Source organism: Myxococcales bacterium (genome assembly GCA_016717005.1).
Classification (GTDB): Bacteria; Myxococcota_A; Polyangia; order Haliangiales; family Haliangiaceae; genus UBA2376.
The window spans coordinates 105,497-124,468 of record JADJUF010000038.1; the positions used below are offsets into that span (position 1 = coordinate 105,497).

Sequence of the window (18,972 nt, forward strand, 5' to 3'; positions counted from 1 at the left end):
CATGTCGAGAACCCGGCGATCCAGCCGCTCTGACAGTAGACCGTGGTTTGTCCCCAGACGACGCGCTCTGCGCACTAATAGCAGCTCGCGCTGGGACCGCCGCCTGTGTCGTCGCGGGCGATGGCGGGACCGATGGAAGCCAGGGATGCCAGGAGAAGGACTGCGGCCGAGCGCATCACGGTGTTCATGAGACGTTCCTTCGTGGGGTGGAGCCGCCAGCGGGATCGATGGCGCGTGCAATCCACTGTGCAGACAATGTGCCACCGCTCCGTGCCTGGGCCAATCGGCCAAGTGTTGGACAACACAGGACTTGATTCCCTAATTCCTGGAACAAGCGGAACAACCCGGAACAAGTCCAGAACAACCGCCGAGCAGCGGAGCGAAGGTCTTGGACCCAAACAACCACGCGGGTCCGACGCCGGCGCAAGCACGGGACCAGGTGTCTGGCAACCCGCCCAACCCGCCCAGCTCGGCGCGCGGTGGACACCCCGCGCCGGCTGGGCCAGGCTTGAGGCGCAGTGTCGGCACTCTACCTGGCGATGACGGCGGCGAGCGCCGGGGTGTTCTGGTGGCTGCACCTGCGCGAGGGGCGGGCGGTCGAGCGGGCGGCGGCGAAGGCGTTCGATGAGGACGCGGGGATCGCGGTCCATGTGGCGCGCCACGAGGCGGTGACGCGGCGCCAGGAGCCGTCGACGCTGCACGTGCTGTTCGGCTTGCTCCAGGTGGACGCGGTGACGACGGCGATCACCGACGCGGGCGGCGACGTGAGCGGGCTCGAGGATCGCGTGCTGACGGCGCTGGCCGAGGGCGACGTGGGCGAGGCGGAGGCGATCGAGCGCGTGCTGGGGCGGGCCGCGTGGATCGCGCAGCAGGGCGGCCGCGGCATCAGCTGCGCCGATCTGTGGGCGTGCTTCGCCGATGACCACGCCGGGGCGGCACTCGACGCGCAGCAGATCGATCGGGCCGCGGTGCTGTTCCGGCTCTGCCACGGCGCGGGGCCGCCGCCGCTGCCGGCGAGCGATCGCGGCACGGCCTGCGTCGAGCTGCGCAACGACGCGTACACGACGATGGAGCTGGTGGTCGAGGCGCTGATCGAGGGCTTCCGCCTCGAGCCGGTCGAGGCCGAGCGCGTGATGCGGTCGATCCACGAGACCGGGCGCGGCACGCTGGGCCCGATGCCGATGGCGGCGGCGCGGGTGGGCGTGATCGCCGCCCGCGACCTGGCCGAGCGCGCGGCGTCGCCGCTGTGGGTCGCCGTCGTCCCGAGCGCGTGACGGGCCCGCGCGGCTGGGGCAGGCGCCGATGCCGTGGGCGTCAGCGCGGGGCTGGCGGTGCTGGCGCTGCCGGCGCTGCGCCGCCGTCGGTCGCGGGTGGCCTGGCCAGCACGACCTTGGCGGGCATCGGCCACTGGTAGCGGAGGTCGAGCTCGGCCAGCGGCAGCCTCGACGGGAAGTCGCCCTCGACCTTGGCGAGGTAGCCGTCGACGCAGGCGTGGAGCGCCTCGGGGAACTGATCGATCGCGAGGCGGCCGCCGCGGACGTGGACACCCTGGACGTCGGTCGACACGGTCCAGTGGACGGTGAGGATGGCGTCGTCGAGGGCGCCGTCGGGAGCGCACGCGGTCGCCGGGTCGCCGTGGGCGCGGACGTGCGCCTCGAGCAGCCGCGTGACCGAGTTGTTGATGGCGGGCCAGGTCGCGCGCCCGAGATCGGGGTACGCCTCGTTGACCTGCTGGTACAGCTCGAGGCCCGTGAGCGGCTTCGACGGCGCGGTCGGTGGCGTCGTCCCCAGCGGCGCCGGCGTGGGCGCAGCGACCGCGGCTGGTGCATGTGACGGCGGCGGCGGCGCGGCCGGTGCTGCGGCCTCCACCGGCCTCGCCGGCGATTCCTTGGCGAGCGAGCGCGCGGCGGCGAAGCCGAGCACGGCCGCGGCGACCGTCGCGGTCCATGTCAGCGGTCGGGAAACCACGGCGTACCTTCCTTCTCGGCCTTGATGAGCGCCTCGATCTGGGCCTGTCGTGACCCTCGAGCATCTGCCCCGTAGCGTCGCCAGTCGTCGAGGGTCGGTGTCTTGGCCAGGTCAACCTCGAGCGCGAGGTCGACCGTCGCGGCGTCGCGGCGATCCGACGACGGGCGCATGCGCTGTCCCAGCGGCACCGCCAGGGTCAAGAAGCCTACGACCTTTGTCGAGCTGTCTGGTGGGATCACCATCTCGACCCGACACGTCGTGCTGCGGCAGCGCACGGTCGCGCTGAGATCGGGGAAGATCTGCACGAGCTTGCGGTCAAGCAGCCGCGACATCTCGTACTCCATCGGCTCGGCCCAGGCCGGGTTCCGCGGCTCGTCCGTCTGGATGTCGCGCCGCGGAAGCTGTTCAGGATCGATGAGCGCCGGCGTGAAGCTCATCCCAGGTTCGCCCGCCGGCCGGCGCCAGCCGCGAGGGGCCTGGGCGTTTCGAGCGATGACAGCGGGGTGCTGGTTCGACGGCGCCGATCGGGTCGCCGTGGGTTGCGGTGAAGGCGCTGGCGCACCGGCCCGTGAGTGGGTGAGGTATCCGGCGAACGTCGCGATCGCGATCAGGCCGATCTGTATCTGGCGCTCGATTCTCATTCGCTGTCGACCTCGAGGTGAAAGCGGCGCTCGCGCACGTCGAGCACCATCGCGGATGTGTCCTTGTCGTGCCAGCGGACGTGGTGTGCGATCGCGACCTCGACCCCACACGCGCCGCACTGTTGGAGGCTAGCTCCCGGGATCGTGATCGCGACGCCACCATCGGTCGCCCGCCACAGCTCTGGCGAGTTCTCACTATCCCAGGTCGTTGTCGCGCCCTGCCCGACCCAGGCCAGGACGCGCTCAGGCCTGGGGGCGTCGATCCTCAGCTCGAGGTCGCCGGTCGCGGTTCGACGAAGCGTCGCTGCCGCGACGATGGGCTCGTGGTCACCGATCGCGACGCGGTGAGGCGGCGTCGTGTCCAGCCAGACCACGCGGGCATCACCGCAGGTCGAGTGTACGTCGCCCGACCGTGTCGGCATTCCCTCGAATGGCGCGTCGCACCCCTCGTCATTGCCGATGCAATAGCGCACGCCGAGATCGCGATCCCATCGCGGGATCACGAACAGGCTCGTCGCGCTCGCGGTCGTGGTCCGCAGCACGGTCACCTGGCGAGGCTCGACCTGGCATTGCCAGCCCGAACGGGTCTCGAGGCACGGCGTGGACGGCTCGATCTCAGGATCGAGCCGTCCGTCGTCGTCGAGATCGAGGAAGGCGGTCATGACGCCGACCTCGTCCGCGTGACGACGAAGGTCCAGCGCGGAGGCGGTCGCGGTCGGGAGCACCCATCGACGGCCACGTAGGGCTTTGATGGTGACGCTCGGAGTCGACGTCAAGTCGTCCCGTGAAGTATCGCGCGTCCCTGCGCACGCTGCGCAGAGGAACAAGGCGACCGCGACCCGCGCGCGCATGGTCAGAGGTATCCCGGGAACGGCGGGAGCGGCACATCGCCCATGCAGACCTGACCCGACAGCTCACACGTGGCGAGGACCTTGAATCCGAGACGCTCGGTACCGGCGGTGCACACCGTCATCCCGAACAGGTTGCTGTAGCCGGTCCCGTACGTGACGCACTGGGAACTCCCGGTCAGGTAGTTGGCCGTACACGCGTGACAGTCGCCCGGCCCGCCCCCGGCGTTGTCCTGAGCCGCCGCGAGGCGCGGGGCCGCCAGCGCCGCCAGCGTCGCCATCGAGGCCGCCGCCGCCACCATCTTCCACTTCGATCCGATCATGGTCTGCTCCTTCACACGATGTTCAAGTGAGCCCGTCATCGAGCTCGGCGACGTGCAGTGCAGGCCGTGGGCCAGCGATGCGGCGGATGGCGAGCGCGGCTCGACGAGGACTTGGCGGCGGCCGGCGCGCGAGCACAGGCGGCCAGCGGGTTCCACACCAGTTCCGCCGAGGTTCTGATCGTTCTGCGACCGGCACGCAGCAGAACAACCGGAACAGCCCCGGAACAGCCCCGGAACAGCCCGGAACGGTCGCGAGGCGGCCTCACGGCGATGGCAGCGCGCCACCTGAGCGATCTGGCGAGCTCCATCCTGGCGTGCGACGCGGCGCGGGCGTTGCAATCCCGGCTCGCATGAACCGACACACCGCGCTCACGCTCGTCATGTCCCTCGTCGCCGCGGCCTCGGGCTGCGGCTTCGTGGCCGCGCCGCGCGCGCAGGCCGACGAGCCGGTGGCGCGAGACATCGACTGCGACGGGGAGGGCCAGCTGTGCGGGCCGGAGTGGCCGAGGCTGCCAGCGCCGACGCCGGCCGCGCGTCGAGGCTGAGGCGGGCTGGTAGGTCCCCGGCCGGCCCGGCCATTGCGCGGGCGGCGGGAATGTGGCGTGATCGTGGCGTGGAGCCTGCGCTGGTCGCGCCGTTTCTCGACGCTGCCCCGCCCGGGTTGCGGGACGAGCTCGCGGCCATGCCCGACCTGGCCCGGCTGGTGTGGGCGCTGGTGGCGGAGGGGCGGCAGGCGTGGCCGGAGGTGGCGATCGAGCCGGCGCGCGCGGCGAGCTTCGCGGCGGCGCGGCTGGAGCCGACGGCGGAGGCGGCGGACGCGCTGGCCGCGCTGCGGGCGGCGGACCTGTACCTGGCGTGCGCGTGCGCCGACGGCGATCGCGCGGCGCTGGCGGCGTTCGACCGCCACTACATGCGCGAGGTCGACATCGCGCTGGCGCGCATGCGCATGCCGGCGCCGCGGGTGGCCGACGTCAAGCAGCTGGTGCGGCAGCGGCTGTTCGTGGGCGACGGCGTGCCGGGCAAGATCGTCGAGTACGGCGGCCGCGGCGATCTGCGGCGGTGGGTGCGGTCGGTCGCGGTGCGCACGTGCCTGAACGACCTGCGCAAGGGCAAGCACGAGGTGCTGACCGACGACGATCAGCTGATCGCGCAGCAGGCGATGCCGGGCGACGACCCCGAGCTGGCGTACATGAAGCGCACCTACGCCCGCGAGTTCCAGGCGGCGTTCGCCGAGGCGCTGGCGGCCCAGGGCGCGCGCGAGCAGACGCTGCTCCGCTACCACCACGTCGACGGCCTCAACATCGACGAGATCGGCGCGATCTACCGCGTCCACCGGGTCACCGCGTTCCGCTGGCTCGAGAAGGCCAAGGAGCAGCTGGTGGCGGCGACGCTGGCGCTCCTGCGTACGCGCTTGAACGTGTCGCCGCAGGAGCTCGACAGCGTGCTCCGGCTGATCCGCTCGCAGGTGCACCTGTCGCTGGTGCGGCACCTGGGCGGCCCGGCCGACAGCGTCGAGGACGACGTGCTCGAGCTCGACGAGAGCGAGCTCGAAGAGGCCTAGCCGCGCGCGTGTCGACGGGCAATCGGTTCCAGGCGGCGCGGGGACGGCCGCTGGTGGTCGGCCATCGCGGCGTGCCGCGGTTGCACCAGGAGAACACGCTCGCAGGCTTCCGGCGCGCGGTCGAGCTCGGCGTCCCGGCGATCGAGCTCGACGTGCTGCTGTCGCGCGACGGCGTGCCGGTGGTGTTCCACGATCGCGACGTCGGGCGCCTGACGGGCGGCCACGGCCGCGTGATCGATCAGACGTGGGATCAGCTCGCGAAGCTGCGCGTCGGCCGCGAGCTGCGCTACGGCGTCGACGACGGCGGCGGGGCCGTGGTCGTGCGCTACGAGCGCGAGGAGCCGATCGCGCGGCTCGACGAGGTCCTGGCCGAGGTCGGCGGCAAGGTCGCGATCAACATCGAGGTCAAGCTCGGCCTGCCGCGGGTGTGGCAGACCGAGGTCGGCGCGCGCACCGCGGCGGTCGTCGCGGCGGCGGGGGTGACCGACGCGGTGATCGTGACGTCGTTCGATCCGCGCAAGCTGGTGGCCGCGCGCCGCGCGCACCCGGCGCTGGTGACCGGGTTCTGCTTCGACGACACGATGCTCAACTTCGCGCGCCCGGTGCTCGACCGGCTGCCGCCGCTGGGCGGCCGCGCCGCCGGCCAGGCCTACGCCCACAACGCCCACCTCGTGCTCGAGCGGATCCTCGCCTTCCACCTGGTCGGCCGCGCGCTCGATCTGCCGGTGGTCGGCGCCGAGCACACGCTGATCGGCCCGCACACCGTCGCGGGCCTGCACCGGCGCGGCATCGCGGTCGGCGCGCACACGCTGTTCCCGCTGGGGTCGACCACGGGCAAGCGGCTGGCGCCGAGCGCGTCGACCGAGGCCGAGGTCGCGCGGCTGTGCGCGCTCGGCGTCGACTGGATCGAGAGCGACGATCCCGAGCGGTTGATGGCGCTGATCGGCTGAGCGTTCAGGAGCGCTCGACCGAGCGCGCGCAGGCGCTGAGCGACGCGCGCGGGCTCAGGCGCTGCAGACGTCCTGCACCACCAGGTGCCGCAGGTACCAGCGTCCTGCGTGCTGGCGCAGGTACGCGGTGAAGCCCCAGTTGTTGAAGACCGCCAGGTCGGTCGAGATCGCGGCCTCGTCGACCTCGCCGTCGCCCGACAGGTCGCCCGCGAACAGCGATCGGTCGTCCTGATCGTGGATCAAGTACGCCCGGACCGGCTGGTCCATGTCGCCGCAGTCGCCGTAGATCGCGGCGCGCGGATCGAGCGGATCGCGGTCGAGCTTGGCCAGGCCCGCGGTCACGCTGGCGCGCACCGCCGACCACGCGTACTGGCTCCAGGCCTCGGGGGTGTCGTCGAGGCCGGGGTGGACCCGCCGCGACGGCGCGACGACGTCGCCGGCGGTGATCGTCTCGAACACCGCGTGACCGGCGCCGGGCGTGTACCACAAGGTCAGGCCGTGGTCGGGATCGACCAGGGCGGCCAGCGCGGCGCCGTCGTCCTGTGCGATCGCGTCGGCCAGCGCGGCGAGCACGGCCTCGGGCTCGGCCGCCGCGGCGGGATCGGCGGACTCATTGCTGACGGCGCGCGGGGCGTGGCCGCCGCCGCAGGCAGTGGCGGCGATCAGGGCGAGGGCGAGCGCGCGGAGCTGCATGGCCAGACCCTAACGCGCCCGATCCGGCGCGTGTTCCGGAGGAGCGGCGACTGGGGTTCACGGGTTGGCCGCCATTGTCACCGCGCCGTCGTTGCGTATGCTGCGCCATCGTGACCGACGCTGTCTCCCGGGCTCGTGTGGTGCGCCCGGCGATGGGGTTCGTCGAGCTGGTGGCGTTCCTCGCCACGATCATGGCGCTCAACGCCCTCGCCATCGACGTGGTGCTGCCGGGGCTGCCGCACCTGGGCGCCGACCTCGGCGTCGCCGAGGGCAACCGGCGCCAGCTGGTGATCGTCGTGTACCTGATCGGCATGGGCGCGTCGCAGCTGGTGCACGGGCCGCTCGCGGATCGCATCGGGCGCCGGCCGACGCTGCTGGTCGGCCTGACCATCTACGGCGTCGCGGCCCTGGCCAGCGCGGTCGCGCCCAGCTTCGGCGCGCTGATCGTCGCGCGGGTGGTGCAGGGCCTCGGCGCCGGCGCGCCGCGGGTCGTCGCGGTGTCGATCGCGCGCGACCGCTACCGCGGCTCGGAGATGGCGCGGGTGATGTCGCTGGTGATGATGGTGTTCATGGTCGTGCCGGTGCTGGCGCCGTCGGTGGGGCAGGCGGTGCTGTGGGTGGCGTCGTGGCGGTGGATCTTCGGCGTGCTGGCCGTCGCGGGCGCCGTGGTCGCGGCGTGGGCCGGGCTGCGCCTGACCGAGACGCTCGCGCCCGAGCACCGCCGCTCGCTGTCGCCGCGGACGGTCGCGCGCGGGCTGCGCGAGGTGGTCACGACCCGCGCCACCGCGGTGCCGATGCTGGCGATGGCGCTCACGCACGGCGCGCTGATGGCGTTCGTGACCTCCGCCCAGCAGGTCTACCAGGACACGTTCCACGTCGGCGCGGCGTTCGCGCTGTGGTTCGCGTTGATCGCCGTGACGATGTCGGTGGCGGCGTTCGGCAACTCGCGGCTGGTGCGCACGTTCGGGCCGGCGCGGCTGGCCCGACGCGCGCTGCACCTGATGATCTTCAGCGCCGCGGTGATGGCCGCGCTCGCGGTCACCGATCACCTGAACCTGTTCGGGTACGAGGCGCTGGCCTGCGTCGTGCTGATGAGCTTCGGGTTCGTCGGCTCGAACCTGAACGCGCTGGCGATGGAGCCGATGGGCCACCTGGCCGGGACCGCGTCGTCGGTGCTGGGCGCGGTCACGACCATCGGCGGCGCGCTGATCGGCGGCGTGGTCGGGCAGCTCTACGACGGCACCGTCCGGCCGCTGGCGCTCGGCGTGCTCGTCCTCGCGATCTCGGCCCGGGCTGCGCTGTTGCTGACGCCGACCCCCGACCCGTGACCCGCGCCTGACGATTACTGCTGCGCGCGCGCGCCGGAGCGTGCCGCGGCGGCATTTAACGCTTCGCGTGCGCTCCGTAGCGCGCTGCGTCGATGCTGACCGCGTTCGCGCGTGGTCCGTAGCGCGCTGCGTCGACGTCGACTGATGCGCGCGCTGCGTCGACGTTGACGCACGTCGTCATGTCGCTGTCATGCGGACCACGCGGATCACATCGGCCGCGTTTCGCTCGCCACGCGCGACTCTGGTAACGTCGCGCCGCCATGCAAGCTGAGGTAGTTCGGCAGGTCCTGTCTCTCGCCCACCACGCCGTCAAGGAGACCCACCGCGACCGGCTCGAGGCCTACATTCGCGCGTACTGCCGGGCCATCCCGCCCGAGGTGCTGAGCGAGGTCGAGCCGCCGACGTTGCTCGCGTTCGTGATGGAGCGGTACGCGTTCCTCGAGGAGGACTTCGCGCGCACGGTCAAGGTCACGATCCGCGATCCCGAGACGACGCTGCTCCCCGACGAGGCGCACTCGACGGTGATCGAGACCCGGCTGCCGGACTGCGCGTTCGTGATCCGGACGATCAAGGCGTTCTTGCGGCAGCAGGGCCTGCAGACGCAGTTCGTGCTGCACCCGATCCACGGCGTCGTCCACGACCACGGCAAGATCACCGGCATCGACGGGTCGCGCGGCACCAAGTACTCCCAGGTCTACCTGCAGGTCTCCGAGGTCCCGCCCGATCGGCGCGAGGCGCTGCGCGCTGACCTCGAGCAGCGCCTCGAGCGCACGCTGCTGGTCAACCGCGATCGCCGCCAGATGGAGGCGCGGCTCGACGAGTCGCGCGCGCGCCTGTGCGCGCTGTCGGGGCAGGACCCGTCGCGCCCGAGCCCGCGCGAGTCGCAGTCGATCCCGGTCGAGGTCATCGCCCGCGCCGAGGCCGGCGTCCCATCGACGCCGCGCGCGCACGAGGCGCATGAGGCGGTCGAGCTCATCGACTGGCTCAAGGACGACAACTTCATCCTGATCGGCTACGCGTGGTTCGCCTACGGCGCGAGCGGCGCGAACGGCACCAACGGCACCAGCGGCGCGAACGGCACCAACGGCACCAACGGCACCAACCACCAGCGGCACCAGCGGCCTCCGGCCCGAGCGCGGGCTCGGGCTGTTCGCGGCCCAGGACCGGAAGGCGGTCGAGGAGGTGATCGGCGAGATCGTCGGCACCCGCCGGAGCCGCGAGGAGCTGTACTCGTACTACCGCACCGACTACATCACCGTCGTCCGGTCGGTGGCGCAGGTGCGCTACTTCGGCGTCGCCGAGCTCGACGCCGCCGGCAAGGCGATCGGCGAGCACGTGTTCATCGGGCTGATGTCGACCAAGGCGCTCAAGCACGCCAACCGGCGGGTGCCCGTGGTCGGCCAGCGCATCAAGGAGGTGATGGCCCGGCTCGAGGATCCGCCCGGCAGCTACGCCTTCACCAAGGCCGCCGCGATCCTCGACTCGATCCCCCTCGAGGACCTGTTCTACTGGAGCATCGACGAGATCCAGGACGTCGCGAGCCAGTTCCGGCTGGCCGAGTCCGGCGATCACGCGCGGGTGTTCGTCTGGCGCCGCCCCGGCGGGCGCCGGATCACGGTGGTGTGCGTGGTGCCGCGGATGCAGTTCTCGGAGGCGCTGCGGGCCGAGCTGGCGGCGGAGATCCGCACGTTCCTGGCGGTGCCGGCCCTGCGCGACTACCGGCAGGAGACCGACGACGAGTCCCCGATCCGCCTCCACTTCACGGTCGGCAAGTACCGCCCGAACGTGACCGACGCCGATCTCGAGGTGTTGACCGAGGGGCTCGAGCGCCTGCTCGAGACCTGGACCGATCAGCTGCGCGCGCTGGTCTTCAAGCGCTACCGCGGGACCACCGAGACCACCTCGCGGTCGCGGTCGGCGGTCTACCTGGCGACCACCGCCACGGCCCAGGAGATCTGGAGCCGCTACGGCGCGCGCTTCCCCGAGTCGTACCAGGGCGTCGTGGCGCCCGAGATCGCGCTGCTCGACATCGAGCTGATCGAGCGGCTCGAGGCCAGCGAGGGCCTGCGGGTCGCGCTGGTCGTGCTCGGCTCGGGCGAGCGCCAGTACACGTCGCTGCGGATCGTGTCGCGGCAGGAGCTCCTGCTCAACGACGTCGTGCCGTCGCTGCACCGGATGGCGCTCTCCACGACCAGCCGGCTGGCCGAGCGGCTCGAGGGCACCGGCCCCGACGTCTACATCACCGGGTTCGAGGTCACCGGCGTCGACGGCCGCGAGATCGAGGACGACGCCACGCTCGAGCGCCTCGGCGCGATCATCCAGCGCGTCCTCGATCGCCAGCTGCTCGACGACCGCCTGCTCGGGCTGGGCTACCTGGCCGGGCTCGACTGGCGCCAGGTCGATCTGTTGATCACCTACCGCAACTACTTCGTCCAGGTGTTCCAGGGCTTCGGCACCCACTCGGTCAACGACGCGCTGCTCAAGCACCCCGCGTGCGTCGCGCTCCTGGTCGAGTACTTCGAGACCAAGTTCCGGACCGACCGCGAGGACACCGTCGCCGAGCGCGCCGAGCAGCTGCTGCCGCCGATCGCGCTCAGGTACGACGAGCGCCTCGAGAAGGTCGCCGCGATCCAGGAGGACCTGATCCTCCGCTACTTCATCGATCTGTTCGAGGCGACCCGCCGCACCAACTACTATCGGCCCGGCCGCGGCGACACGATCTCGATCAAGATCGAGTCCGGGCTGATCGAGCACATGCCGCGGCCGTGCCCGCTGTACGAGATCTACGTGCACGCGCCCGGCGTCGAGGGCATCCACCTGCGCGGCGGCAAGGTCGCGCGCGGCGGCATCCGCCACAGCGATCGCCCCGACGACTTCCGCACCGAGGTGCTGGGCCTGCAGCGCACCCAGACGCTCAAGAACACCGTGATCGTGCCGACCGGCTCCAAGGGCGGCTTCGTGACCCGCAAGCTCGGCGCCACCCGCGAGGAGGCCCGGGCCCAGTACGAGGTGTTCATCGCCGGCCTGCTCGACGTCACCGACAACTACCAGGGCACGGCGATCGTGCCCCCGCCGGGCGTGCTGCGCCACGACGAGGACGACCCCTACCTGGTGGTCGCCGCCGACAAGGGCACGGCCCACCTCAGCGACACGGCGAACGGCATCTCGCTGCGCTACCACTTCTGGCTCGACGACGCGTTCGCGTCGGGCGGCTCGGCCGGCTACGACCACAAGGCGATGGGCATCACCTCGCGTGGCGGCTGGACCAACGTCGAGCGCCACTTCCGCGAGATGGGCATCGACATCCGCAAGACCTCGATCCGGGTCGCGGGCGTCGGCGACATGAGCGGCGACGTGTTCGGCAACGGCATGCTGCTCAACGACAAGCTCAAGGTCGTCGCGGCGTTCAACCACAAGCACGTGTTCATCGATCCCGATCCCGACCCGGCGATCTCGTACGCCGAGCGCAAGCGCATGTTCACGACCCCCGGGACCCAGTGGAGCGACTACGCGCCCGCGGCGCTGAGCAAGGGCGGCGGCGTGTACGAGCGGGCGGCCAAGGAGATCTCGCTGTCGGCGCAGGCCAAGGCGCTGCTCGGGCTCAAGGGCAAGTTCGCCACCGGCCCCGACCTGGTGCGCGCGATCCTGGGGCTCGAGGTCGACCTGATGTGGTTCGGCGGCATCGGCACCTACGTCAAGGCCACCAACGAGAGCCACGGCGAGGTCGGCGACAAGGTCAACGACAACGTCCGGATCAACGCCTCGGACCTGCGGGCCAAGGTGATCGGCGAGGGCGCCAACCTGGCGATCACCCAGCGCGCCCGCACCGAGTACGCCCAGCACGGCGGCCGCTGCAACACCGACGCGATCGACAACTCGGCCGGCGTCGACTGCAGCGACCACGAGGTCAACCTCAAGATCCTGTTCGCGCCGCTGATGGCGTCGGGCGCGACCACCCGCGCGGCCCGCGACCAGCTGCTGCGCTCGCTCGAGCCCGAGGTCGGGCGCATGTGCGTGCAGGACAACTACCTGCAGGCCGCGGTGCTGTCGATGGCGCAGATGCGCACGCTCAAGCACGGGGCGCCCTTCCTCGAGCTGGTGTCGTACCTCGACAAGCACAACCTCAACCGCGCCGCCGAGCACGTCCCGTCGGACGAGGAGCTGCGCAGCTGGCTCTCGACCGGCAAGGGCCTGCCGCGCAACCTGCTCGCCGTCCTGGTCGCGCACACCAAGCTCGACCTGTTCGATCGCGTGCTGGCGTCACGGATCCCCGAGCTGGCGCTGTTCCAGCCGATGCTCACGTCCTACTTCCCGAGCCAGCTCGCCAAGACCCACGCCGCCCAGATCAAGAGCCACCACCTGCGGCGCGAGATCATCGCGACGGTGGCGACCAACGCGATCATCAACCAGGCCGGGTGCACGCTCCTGGTCCAGCTGTGCAAGGAGACCACGCTGCCGATGGACGAGCTGGTCGTCCGCTACTTCGTCTGCGACGAGCTGATCGGCGGGCGGGCCCACCGCGACGCGATCCACGCCTGCGACTACGCGGTCGCGTCGAGCGATCAGTACGACGCGCTGCTGGCGCTCGAGGAGGTCAACCGGAGCCTGCTGCGCTGGTGGATCTGGAACGATCGCACCTGGAAGCTGTCGCCGGACGACGTCGCCAGCACCAAGCGCGAGTTCGAGGCGGTGGCCGAGGTGTTGCTGGCGGCCCTCGACGCGCCCGCGAAGGCGGCCGCGGCGGCCCACGAGCAGGATCTGATCGCGCGCGGGTTCCCGGCCGACCTCGCGACCAAGCTGACGCGGGTGTCGCTGCTGCGGTCCGGCTTCGCGGTGCTGGCCGCGGCGCGGGACGCCAAGCTGCCGCTGGCCAAGGTCGCGCAGCTGTTCGAGCGGGTCGGGCGCGAGCTCCACGTCGACACGTTCGACGAGCAGCTGGCGGCGCAGGTGCCGGCCAACAGCTGGGAGCGGCGGTTCCTCAGCTCGATCGAGCGCGAGGCGGCGGCGATCCGGCAGCTGGGCGTGTCGAAGCTGGCGAACAACCCCGCGTACATCGAGCAGCACCGCGACCAGATCGACAAGATCGCCGACTCGCTGCGCATGGTGAAGCAGTTCGGCGGCCACGGCCTGGTGCCGATGTACCTGATCCTCGAGGACTACCGCGTGCCGTGGTGACCCTCGCCCGGCTCGGCTGAGCTGGCGATCGCCGGCGAGCAGCGCCGGCGACATCCACGAGGAGCACCGGGTGACCCTGGCCGGGTTTGGCGGAGCCGCCGATCGCGGCCCGCGAGGACTACCGCGCGCCGTCGTGACCCTCGCCCGGCTCGGCTGCGCTGGCGACGGCGGCGAGCAGCGCGGCGACCGCGGTGCCCAGGTGCGCGAGCATGGCCGGGTCGGCGACCTCGCCGGCGTCGTCGAGGCGCGCCCGCGAGAACACGTGGGCGCCGCCGTCGATCAACGGCAGGCTCATCGTGCGCAGCACCTCGCTCAGCTGCGCGTGGGCGTGGACGGCGCCGGCGGGCGAGGCCGACACCAGCAGCACTGGCTTGCCGACCGGCTCGGTCGCCGACACCAGCCAGTCGAGCGCGTTCTTGAGCGCGCCCGGCATGCCGTGGGCGTACTCGGGGCTGGTGACCAGCAGCGCGTCGGCGGCGCCGAGCCGGGCCCGCAGCGCCGCGACCGCGGGCGGCAGCGGCTCGACGTCGAGGTCGGGGCTGAAGTGCGGGAGGTCGGCGATGCCGGCGGGGAACTCGACGGTGACGTGGGCCGGCGCGACCCGGGCCACCGCGCGGGCGAGCGCGGCCGTCGAGGACGTGGTGCGCAGGCTGCCGACGATCGCGACGACGCGGAGCGGGGCGGGCGGGGACATCGCGGCAAGGTAGCGCATCGCGCACCCGCTGGCCGCGGTACGCTCGCTGGGATGACCCGCGCGCGCGTCGCGATCGGATCGCGAATATCCGCGGCGAGGTGGGCGTTGGTCCGGGCCATGACGCCGCGCGTGCTCGCGATGTTCGCCGTGGCCGCGGGGCTCGGCTGGGGCTGTCGCGGGCGGTCGAGCGCACGGCCCGCGGCCGACACCGGCCGTGCGGTCGCGCCGGTTGACGCGCCGGTCGCGACGATCGACGCGCCGGTGGTCGCGCTCGACGTCGGTGGCGCCCTGGCGGTCGTCACCGCCGCGGTCGGGCTGCCCGTCGACGCGACCTGCCTGGTGCTGGGGGATCCGGGCGGCGCGGTGATCGCGAGCGACGGGGCCTGCGCCGACGTCCGCCTGCGCCCGGCGTCGACGTTCAAGATCGTCAACACGCTGATCGGCGCCGACGTCGGCCTGATCAGCGGCCCCGACGCGGTGCTGCGCTACGACCCGGTGCGCTACCCGCCGGCGCAGATCGCCAACCCCGAGTGGAAGCGCGATCAGTCGGTGCGGCGGGCGCTCGAGGTCTCGGCGGTGCCGCTGTACCGACGCCTGGCGCTCGACATCGGCGCGGCGCGGATGCAGGCGCACCTCGACGCGCTGGCGTACGGCAACCGCTCGATCGCGGGCGGGCTCGACCAGTTCTGGCTCACCGGCGGGCTGGCGGTGTCGGCGCGCGAGCAGGTGGCCTTGGTGGCCGGCCTGCTGGCGGCGACGTTGCCGGTGACCGCCGCCGCGATGGCGACCGTGCGCGAGGCCGTGCAGCGCGAGACGCTCGGCGACGCGACGATCCACTGGAAGACCGGGACCGGCGAGCTCGACGACGGCGGCTGGATCGGCTGGCTGGTGGGCTGGGTCGATCGGCCCGACGGCGCGCGCCCGTTCGCGTGCTGGATCCGCGAGCCTGCCGGCGTGCCGTTCGAGACCGTGCGCGATCACCGCATGGCGGTGTGCCGCGGCGCGCTGGCCGAGCTGCGGCTGGTCCCGGCGTCGAGCCCGCCGCCGTGAGGTCGCCGTAGATCTGCGCCCGGCGTCATGCGTTCACGGAGACATGGGCCTGAGCCTCGCCGCGCGCACCGGCGCGATCGTCGTGGCGGTCGCGGGCAGCGCGTGCGCGCGCGCCGAGCGGCCGATGTCGGCGCCACCGCCGCCCGGGCCACCACCGGCGAGCACCGTCGCCCCGGCGACGCTGGAGCCAGCGCCGCTCGCGTGGGACATGCTCGAGGACGAGGCGGTGGCGCGCCTGGCCGCCGCGGGGATGGCGCCGCGGGCCGACGAGATGCACGCGTACGTCTCGACGCCGGAGCAGTTCCACGCCGCGCCAGGGACGATCGAGGTCGCGCACACGGTCGAGCCGATGATCCTGTTCGTCCCGCGCCCGGGCTGGACCGGCACCGCGCACTACCCGACCCCGGGCGGGCACCTCGATCGCGTCGAGCTGCGCGCGCTCTTGACGCCGGCGGCGGCGCGGGCCGAGCTCGACGCCCTGGCGCGCCGGCTGGGCGCGCCCGACGACGAGCGGACGTTCGCGACCGATCCGCCGACGGGGCCAGGCTCGCTGCGCCGGGTCTGGGTGCGCGGGGGTGTCTGGCTGGTGGCGTTCGCCGAGCCCGGCGGCGCCGTCAGCCTGGCCTATCGGCGCGACGATCGACCGGCCAGCGCGATCGCCCCGGCGCCATGACGCGGCGGGTCGCTGCGCGGGACCGCCGACGCTCGACGTGGCGCCGCGCCGGCGCCGTGACGCGGACGACCGCTCGGCGCGCGGCGGCGCCCGCGTCCAGCGCGGCGGCTACTTCCACTGCTCGGTGAGGATCGTGATCGTGCGGTCGTCGGAGCCGTTCGCCGGGCCCTCGATGACCACCCAGTGCTTGCCGACCTTGCGCAGCTCGCTGCCGTTGTCGCCCATCCACATCCAGCCGCTCGCGCCCTTCGACGCGCGGTAGCCGTTCTTCTTGGCCAGCGACTTGAGCGTCGTGCGCAGCTCCGCGGGGACCTTCACGCTGCGCTTCTTGCCGGTCAGGACCGCCGCGACCTCCGCGACCACCTCGGGCAGGTGCTGCGGGGTGAGCGTGGTCAGGCGCAGCTCGTTGGCGGGGCCGTCGTGCCAGACCGTCAGGGCGACCAGGCCGATCGTCGGCTCGGTGGCGAGGTCCCACGGGCCGGTGGCCGCGGCCGGGCGCTGCACCGTGATGCCGATCAGCACCTTGCCCATCGGCAGCTTGGCGGCGGTGCCGTGGACCCAGCCGTCGGCGGCGACGCACCACGCGCGGCGCGGCGAGGCCTTGTCGTCGCAGCCCGCGGCGCCCTGCAGCTCGGCCAGGGCCAGGCGGGTCGGGTCGGGCTTCATCCGCTTGGCGGCGGCGGGGGTGGTCGCGAGCGCCAGCGCGAGCGCGGCGAGCGAGAGCGTGGCGGACTTCATCTTCCGAGCCTACGCGGTTTCGGCGGCCGGCGCCGGCGCTTCACGCTCGCGCGCCACGCTGCGGCTGCACATACGCGGTCGATGCTCGACGCGCGCGCGCGATGGCAGGACTGGCGATGGGCGCCGGCGGCCCGACGGCGGTCGAGGTCGACGCGGCGGTGGTCGTGGACGGGGCGATCACCCCGATGGCGCACGACGAGGACCAGCCCGCGTGATCGACGCCTACGACAACTGTCCGCACGTGGCCAACCTCGCCCACCTCGACGCGCTGGGCGACGACGCCGGGGTCGACGACCTCGTGATCACGCGGGCGCCGTGACCGCGGCGTCGACGCGCGCGATCTCGACGCGGGCGTCGTTGTAGCAGGGCCCGGCGCCGAGGTCGGTGAGCGCCTGCGGCACCACGGTGGTCGCGGCGCCGCCGTTGGCGGTGTGGAAGCGCCACGTGCCCTTGGGCAGCACCGCCACGCCCGGCCGCAGGTGCGTCGAGATCCGCGCGCCGCACACGATCTCGCCGAGCTGGTTCCAGATCCGGACCGTGTCGCCGTCGCGGATCGCGCGCGCGGCGGCGTCGGCGGGCGCCAGCTCGACCGCGACCGGGGCCTTGCGCAGCTGGCCGAAGGTCGAGCTGATCTGCTGGGCGATGGCGGGCGAGATCAGCGCCAGCGGGAACGCCGCCGTCGCCGGATCGGGCTGGTAGGTGTACAGGCCGTGGGTCGCGGCGAGGTCGAGCGCGGTCGGGCACAGGTCGACCTTGCCGTCGGGCGTCGCCGGCATCACGTCGACGAACAGCCGCGGCGTCGGCAACATCGGCGCGGCCACCGCGCGCGCGCGCAGCTGGGCCCGCAGATCGTCGTCGTGGGCGCCGGCGAAGATCGCGTCGACCAGCTCGTCCTCGGTGCGGGGATCGCCGGGCCGGTCGAGGCCGAGCCGGGTCAGGAGCGCGCCGAAGAGCTGGTGGTTGCTCCGGGCCTCGCCGGGCGGGGTCGCGACCGCGGGCGAGTCGAACAGGCGCATCATGCCGTAGCCGCGGCGGACCTCGCGGTGCTCGAGGAACGCGGTCGCGGGCAGCACGACGTCGGCCCAGCGGCACGAGTCGGTCATGACCTGCTCGTGCACGACCGTGAACAGATCGTCGCGCGCGAGGCCGCGCAGCACCGCCGCCTGATCGGGCACGGTCTGGGTCGGGTTGCAGTTGTAGACGAACAGCGCCTTGATCGGCGCGTCGGTCGCGGCCAGCGCCTGGCCCAGGAGCGCCATGTTGATCTCGCGGGTCGCCGGCTCGGGCTCGGCGATCGCGGGCTCGGGCCCGACGCCCCACGCGGCGTCGCCGTTGGACATGGTGTAGCCGCCGCCGCGCACGCCGAACTTGTTCGCGACCGCCGGCAGCGCCAGCACCGCCGCGACCGCCGAGCCGCCGTTACGGTTGCGCTCGAGGCCCCAGCCGACGCGGATCACCGCGGGCGACGCCGCCGCGTACAGCTCGACGAACCGGGCCAGGTCGGCCTCGGCGCAGCCGCTGACCTCGGCGGCCCGGGCCAGGGTCCACGGCTCGGCGCGGGCGCGCAGCTCGTCGACGCCGCGGGCGTGCGTGGCCAGGAACCGCGCGTCGGCCGCGCCGCGCGCGAACAGCTCACGGATGAACGCCAGCGCCACCGGCAGGTCGGTGCCGGGGCGGACCGGCAGGTGCAGCGCCGCCGAGCGCGCCAGCGGCGTGCGGCGCGGATCGACGACGACGAGCGTCGCTCCGGCCGCGACCGCGCGCTCGATGACCGGCACCAGGTGGATGCCCGAGGCCGACGGGTTGCAGCCCCAGACCACGATCAGGTTGGCGGCGCCGTAGTCCTCGAGCGCCACGCCCGGGACCTTGCCGTACAGCCCGCGCACGGCCTCGGTCGACGGCGCCGCGCACAGCGTGCGCAGGCAGCGCGACGCGCCCAGCCGGCGGAAGAACCGCGTCGCCAGGCCGCCCTCGGACAGCCAGCCGTTCGAGCCGCCGTAGTGGAACGGCACGATCGCCTCGCCGCCGTGCTCGGCCTTGATCGCGGCCAGGCGGGTCGCGATCTGATCGAGCGCCACGTCCCAGGTGACCGGCGCGAACTCGCCGGCGCCCTTGGGGCCGACCCGCACCAGCGGCGTGTGCAGGCGGTCGGCGCCGTACAGGTGATCGGCGATGTTGCGGACCTTGCCGCACACGAAGCCGGCGGTGAGCGGCGAGCGCTCGTCGCCGTCGACGCGGATCACCCGGCCGTCGTCGACCTCGACCCGCAGGCCGCACAGATCCGGACAGTCGAGCGGGCAGGCGCTGGCGTGGGTGGTCGCGACCATGGC

General features: G+C 72.9%; 16 protein-coding genes and 1 pseudogene. 9 read left to right on the forward strand and 8 right to left on the reverse strand.

Features of this window, described 5'->3' with window-relative positions; all coding sequences use genetic code 11:
- Positions 1–518 precede the first annotated feature (518 nt).
- On the forward strand, positions 519–1,274 hold the full coding sequence (locus IPL61_29515) for an ATP-dependent Clp protease adaptor ClpS (GenBank protein MBK9035347.1): 756 nt from the start codon (positions 519–521) through the stop codon (positions 1,272–1,274).
- A 40-nt stretch (positions 1,275–1,314) separates the two neighbouring features.
- Here IPL61_29515 and IPL61_29520 read toward each other — a convergent pair whose 3' ends face one another.
- The 4 genes from IPL61_29520 to IPL61_29535 all read right to left on the reverse strand — a co-directional run bounded on the left by IPL61_29520 (position 1,315) and on the right by IPL61_29535 (position 3,780).
- The gene (locus IPL61_29520; protein ID MBK9035348.1) at positions 1,315–1,968 is read right to left on the reverse strand and encodes a hypothetical protein; all 654 of its coding nucleotides are present in this window, start codon (positions 1,966–1,968) and stop codon (positions 1,315–1,317) included.
- Positions 1,950–2,405 (reverse strand): hypothetical protein, encoded by a 456-nt coding sequence (locus tag IPL61_29525; protein ID MBK9035349.1) that lies wholly within the window; start codon positions 2,403–2,405, stop codon positions 1,950–1,952. Before IPL61_29525 ends, IPL61_29520 begins: the two co-directional genes overlap by 19 nt.
- Before the next feature lie 200 nt (positions 2,406–2,605).
- The gene (locus IPL61_29530) at positions 2,606–3,271 is read right to left on the reverse strand and encodes a hypothetical protein (GenBank protein MBK9035350.1); all 666 of its coding nucleotides are present in this window, start codon (positions 3,269–3,271) and stop codon (positions 2,606–2,608) included.
- Between the two features lie 191 nt (positions 3,272–3,462).
- Complete coding sequence (locus IPL61_29535; protein ID MBK9035351.1) at positions 3,463–3,780, reverse strand: hypothetical protein; 318 nt, start codon at positions 3,778–3,780, stop codon at positions 3,463–3,465.
- 350 nt (positions 3,781–4,130) lie between these two features.
- Here IPL61_29535 and IPL61_29540 point away from each other — a divergent pair, with 350 nt between their 5' ends.
- The 3 genes from IPL61_29540 to IPL61_29550 all read left to right on the forward strand — a co-directional run bounded on the left by IPL61_29540 (position 4,131) and on the right by IPL61_29550 (position 6,291).
- Positions 4,131–4,325 carry a hypothetical protein gene (locus IPL61_29540; GenBank protein ID MBK9035352.1) on the forward strand — a complete coding sequence of 65 codons (195 nt, stop codon included), beginning with the start codon at positions 4,131–4,133 and terminating at the stop codon, positions 4,323–4,325.
- 68 nt (positions 4,326–4,393) lie between these two features.
- On the forward strand, positions 4,394–5,341 hold the full coding sequence (locus IPL61_29545; GenBank protein ID MBK9035353.1) for a hypothetical protein: 948 nt from the start codon (positions 4,394–4,396) through the stop codon (positions 5,339–5,341).
- Positions 5,342–5,349: 8 nt separating this feature from the next.
- Positions 5,350–6,291 (forward strand): hypothetical protein, encoded by a 942-nt coding sequence (locus IPL61_29550; GenBank protein ID MBK9035354.1) that lies wholly within the window; start codon positions 5,350–5,352, stop codon positions 6,289–6,291.
- Positions 6,292–6,345: 54 nt separating this feature from the next.
- Here IPL61_29550 and IPL61_29555 read toward each other — a convergent pair whose 3' ends face one another.
- On the reverse strand, positions 6,346–6,984 hold the full coding sequence (locus IPL61_29555; GenBank protein MBK9035355.1) for a hypothetical protein: 639 nt from the start codon (positions 6,982–6,984) through the stop codon (positions 6,346–6,348).
- A gap of 110 nt (positions 6,985–7,094) precedes the next feature.
- Between IPL61_29555 and IPL61_29560 the strand changes: the two genes are divergently transcribed.
- The 3 genes and pseudogenes from IPL61_29560 to IPL61_29570 all read left to right on the forward strand — a co-directional run bounded on the left by IPL61_29560 (position 7,095) and on the right by IPL61_29570 (position 13,487).
- Entirely contained in the window at positions 7,095–8,312 is a 1,218-nt protein-coding gene (locus IPL61_29560; protein ID MBK9035356.1) for a multidrug effflux MFS transporter, read from the forward strand.
- A 260-nt stretch (positions 8,313–8,572) separates the two neighbouring features.
- Positions 8,573–9,361 (forward strand): annotated as a pseudogene (locus IPL61_29565) (NAD-glutamate dehydrogenase).
- Between the two features lie 97 nt (positions 9,362–9,458).
- Positions 9,459–13,487: an NAD-glutamate dehydrogenase gene (locus tag IPL61_29570; protein ID MBK9035357.1), complete on the forward strand. Its 4,029-nt coding sequence runs from the start codon at positions 9,459–9,461 to the stop codon at positions 13,485–13,487.
- 118 nt (positions 13,488–13,605) lie between these two features.
- On the opposite strand, the gene IPL61_29575 is transcribed toward IPL61_29570, so the two are convergent.
- Entirely contained in the window at positions 13,606–14,181 is a 576-nt protein-coding gene (locus IPL61_29575; protein MBK9035358.1) for an NAD(P)H-dependent oxidoreductase, read from the reverse strand.
- A gap of 51 nt (positions 14,182–14,232) precedes the next feature.
- Between IPL61_29575 and IPL61_29580 the strand changes: the two genes are divergently transcribed.
- Both IPL61_29580 and IPL61_29585 read left to right on the forward strand, forming a co-directional pair.
- Positions 14,233–15,231 (forward strand): class D beta-lactamase, encoded by a 999-nt coding sequence (locus tag IPL61_29580; protein ID MBK9035359.1) that lies wholly within the window; start codon positions 14,233–14,235, stop codon positions 15,229–15,231.
- 43 nt (positions 15,232–15,274) lie between these two features.
- Positions 15,275–15,904: a hypothetical protein gene (locus IPL61_29585; GenBank protein ID MBK9035360.1), complete on the forward strand. Its 630-nt coding sequence runs from the start codon at positions 15,275–15,277 to the stop codon at positions 15,902–15,904.
- Between the two features lie 108 nt (positions 15,905–16,012).
- Here the strand turns inward: IPL61_29585 and IPL61_29590 are convergent, their stop codons facing one another.
- Together IPL61_29590 and IPL61_29595 are read right to left on the reverse strand one after the other, a co-directional pair.
- Complete coding sequence (locus IPL61_29590; protein ID MBK9035361.1) at positions 16,013–16,642, reverse strand: hypothetical protein; 630 nt, start codon at positions 16,640–16,642, stop codon at positions 16,013–16,015.
- Between the two features lie 302 nt (positions 16,643–16,944).
- A complete protein-coding gene (locus IPL61_29595) occupies positions 16,945–18,969 on the reverse strand; it encodes a molybdopterin-dependent oxidoreductase (GenBank protein MBK9035362.1) in 2,025 nt (674 codons plus the stop codon).
- Positions 18,970–18,972 lie beyond the last annotated feature (3 nt).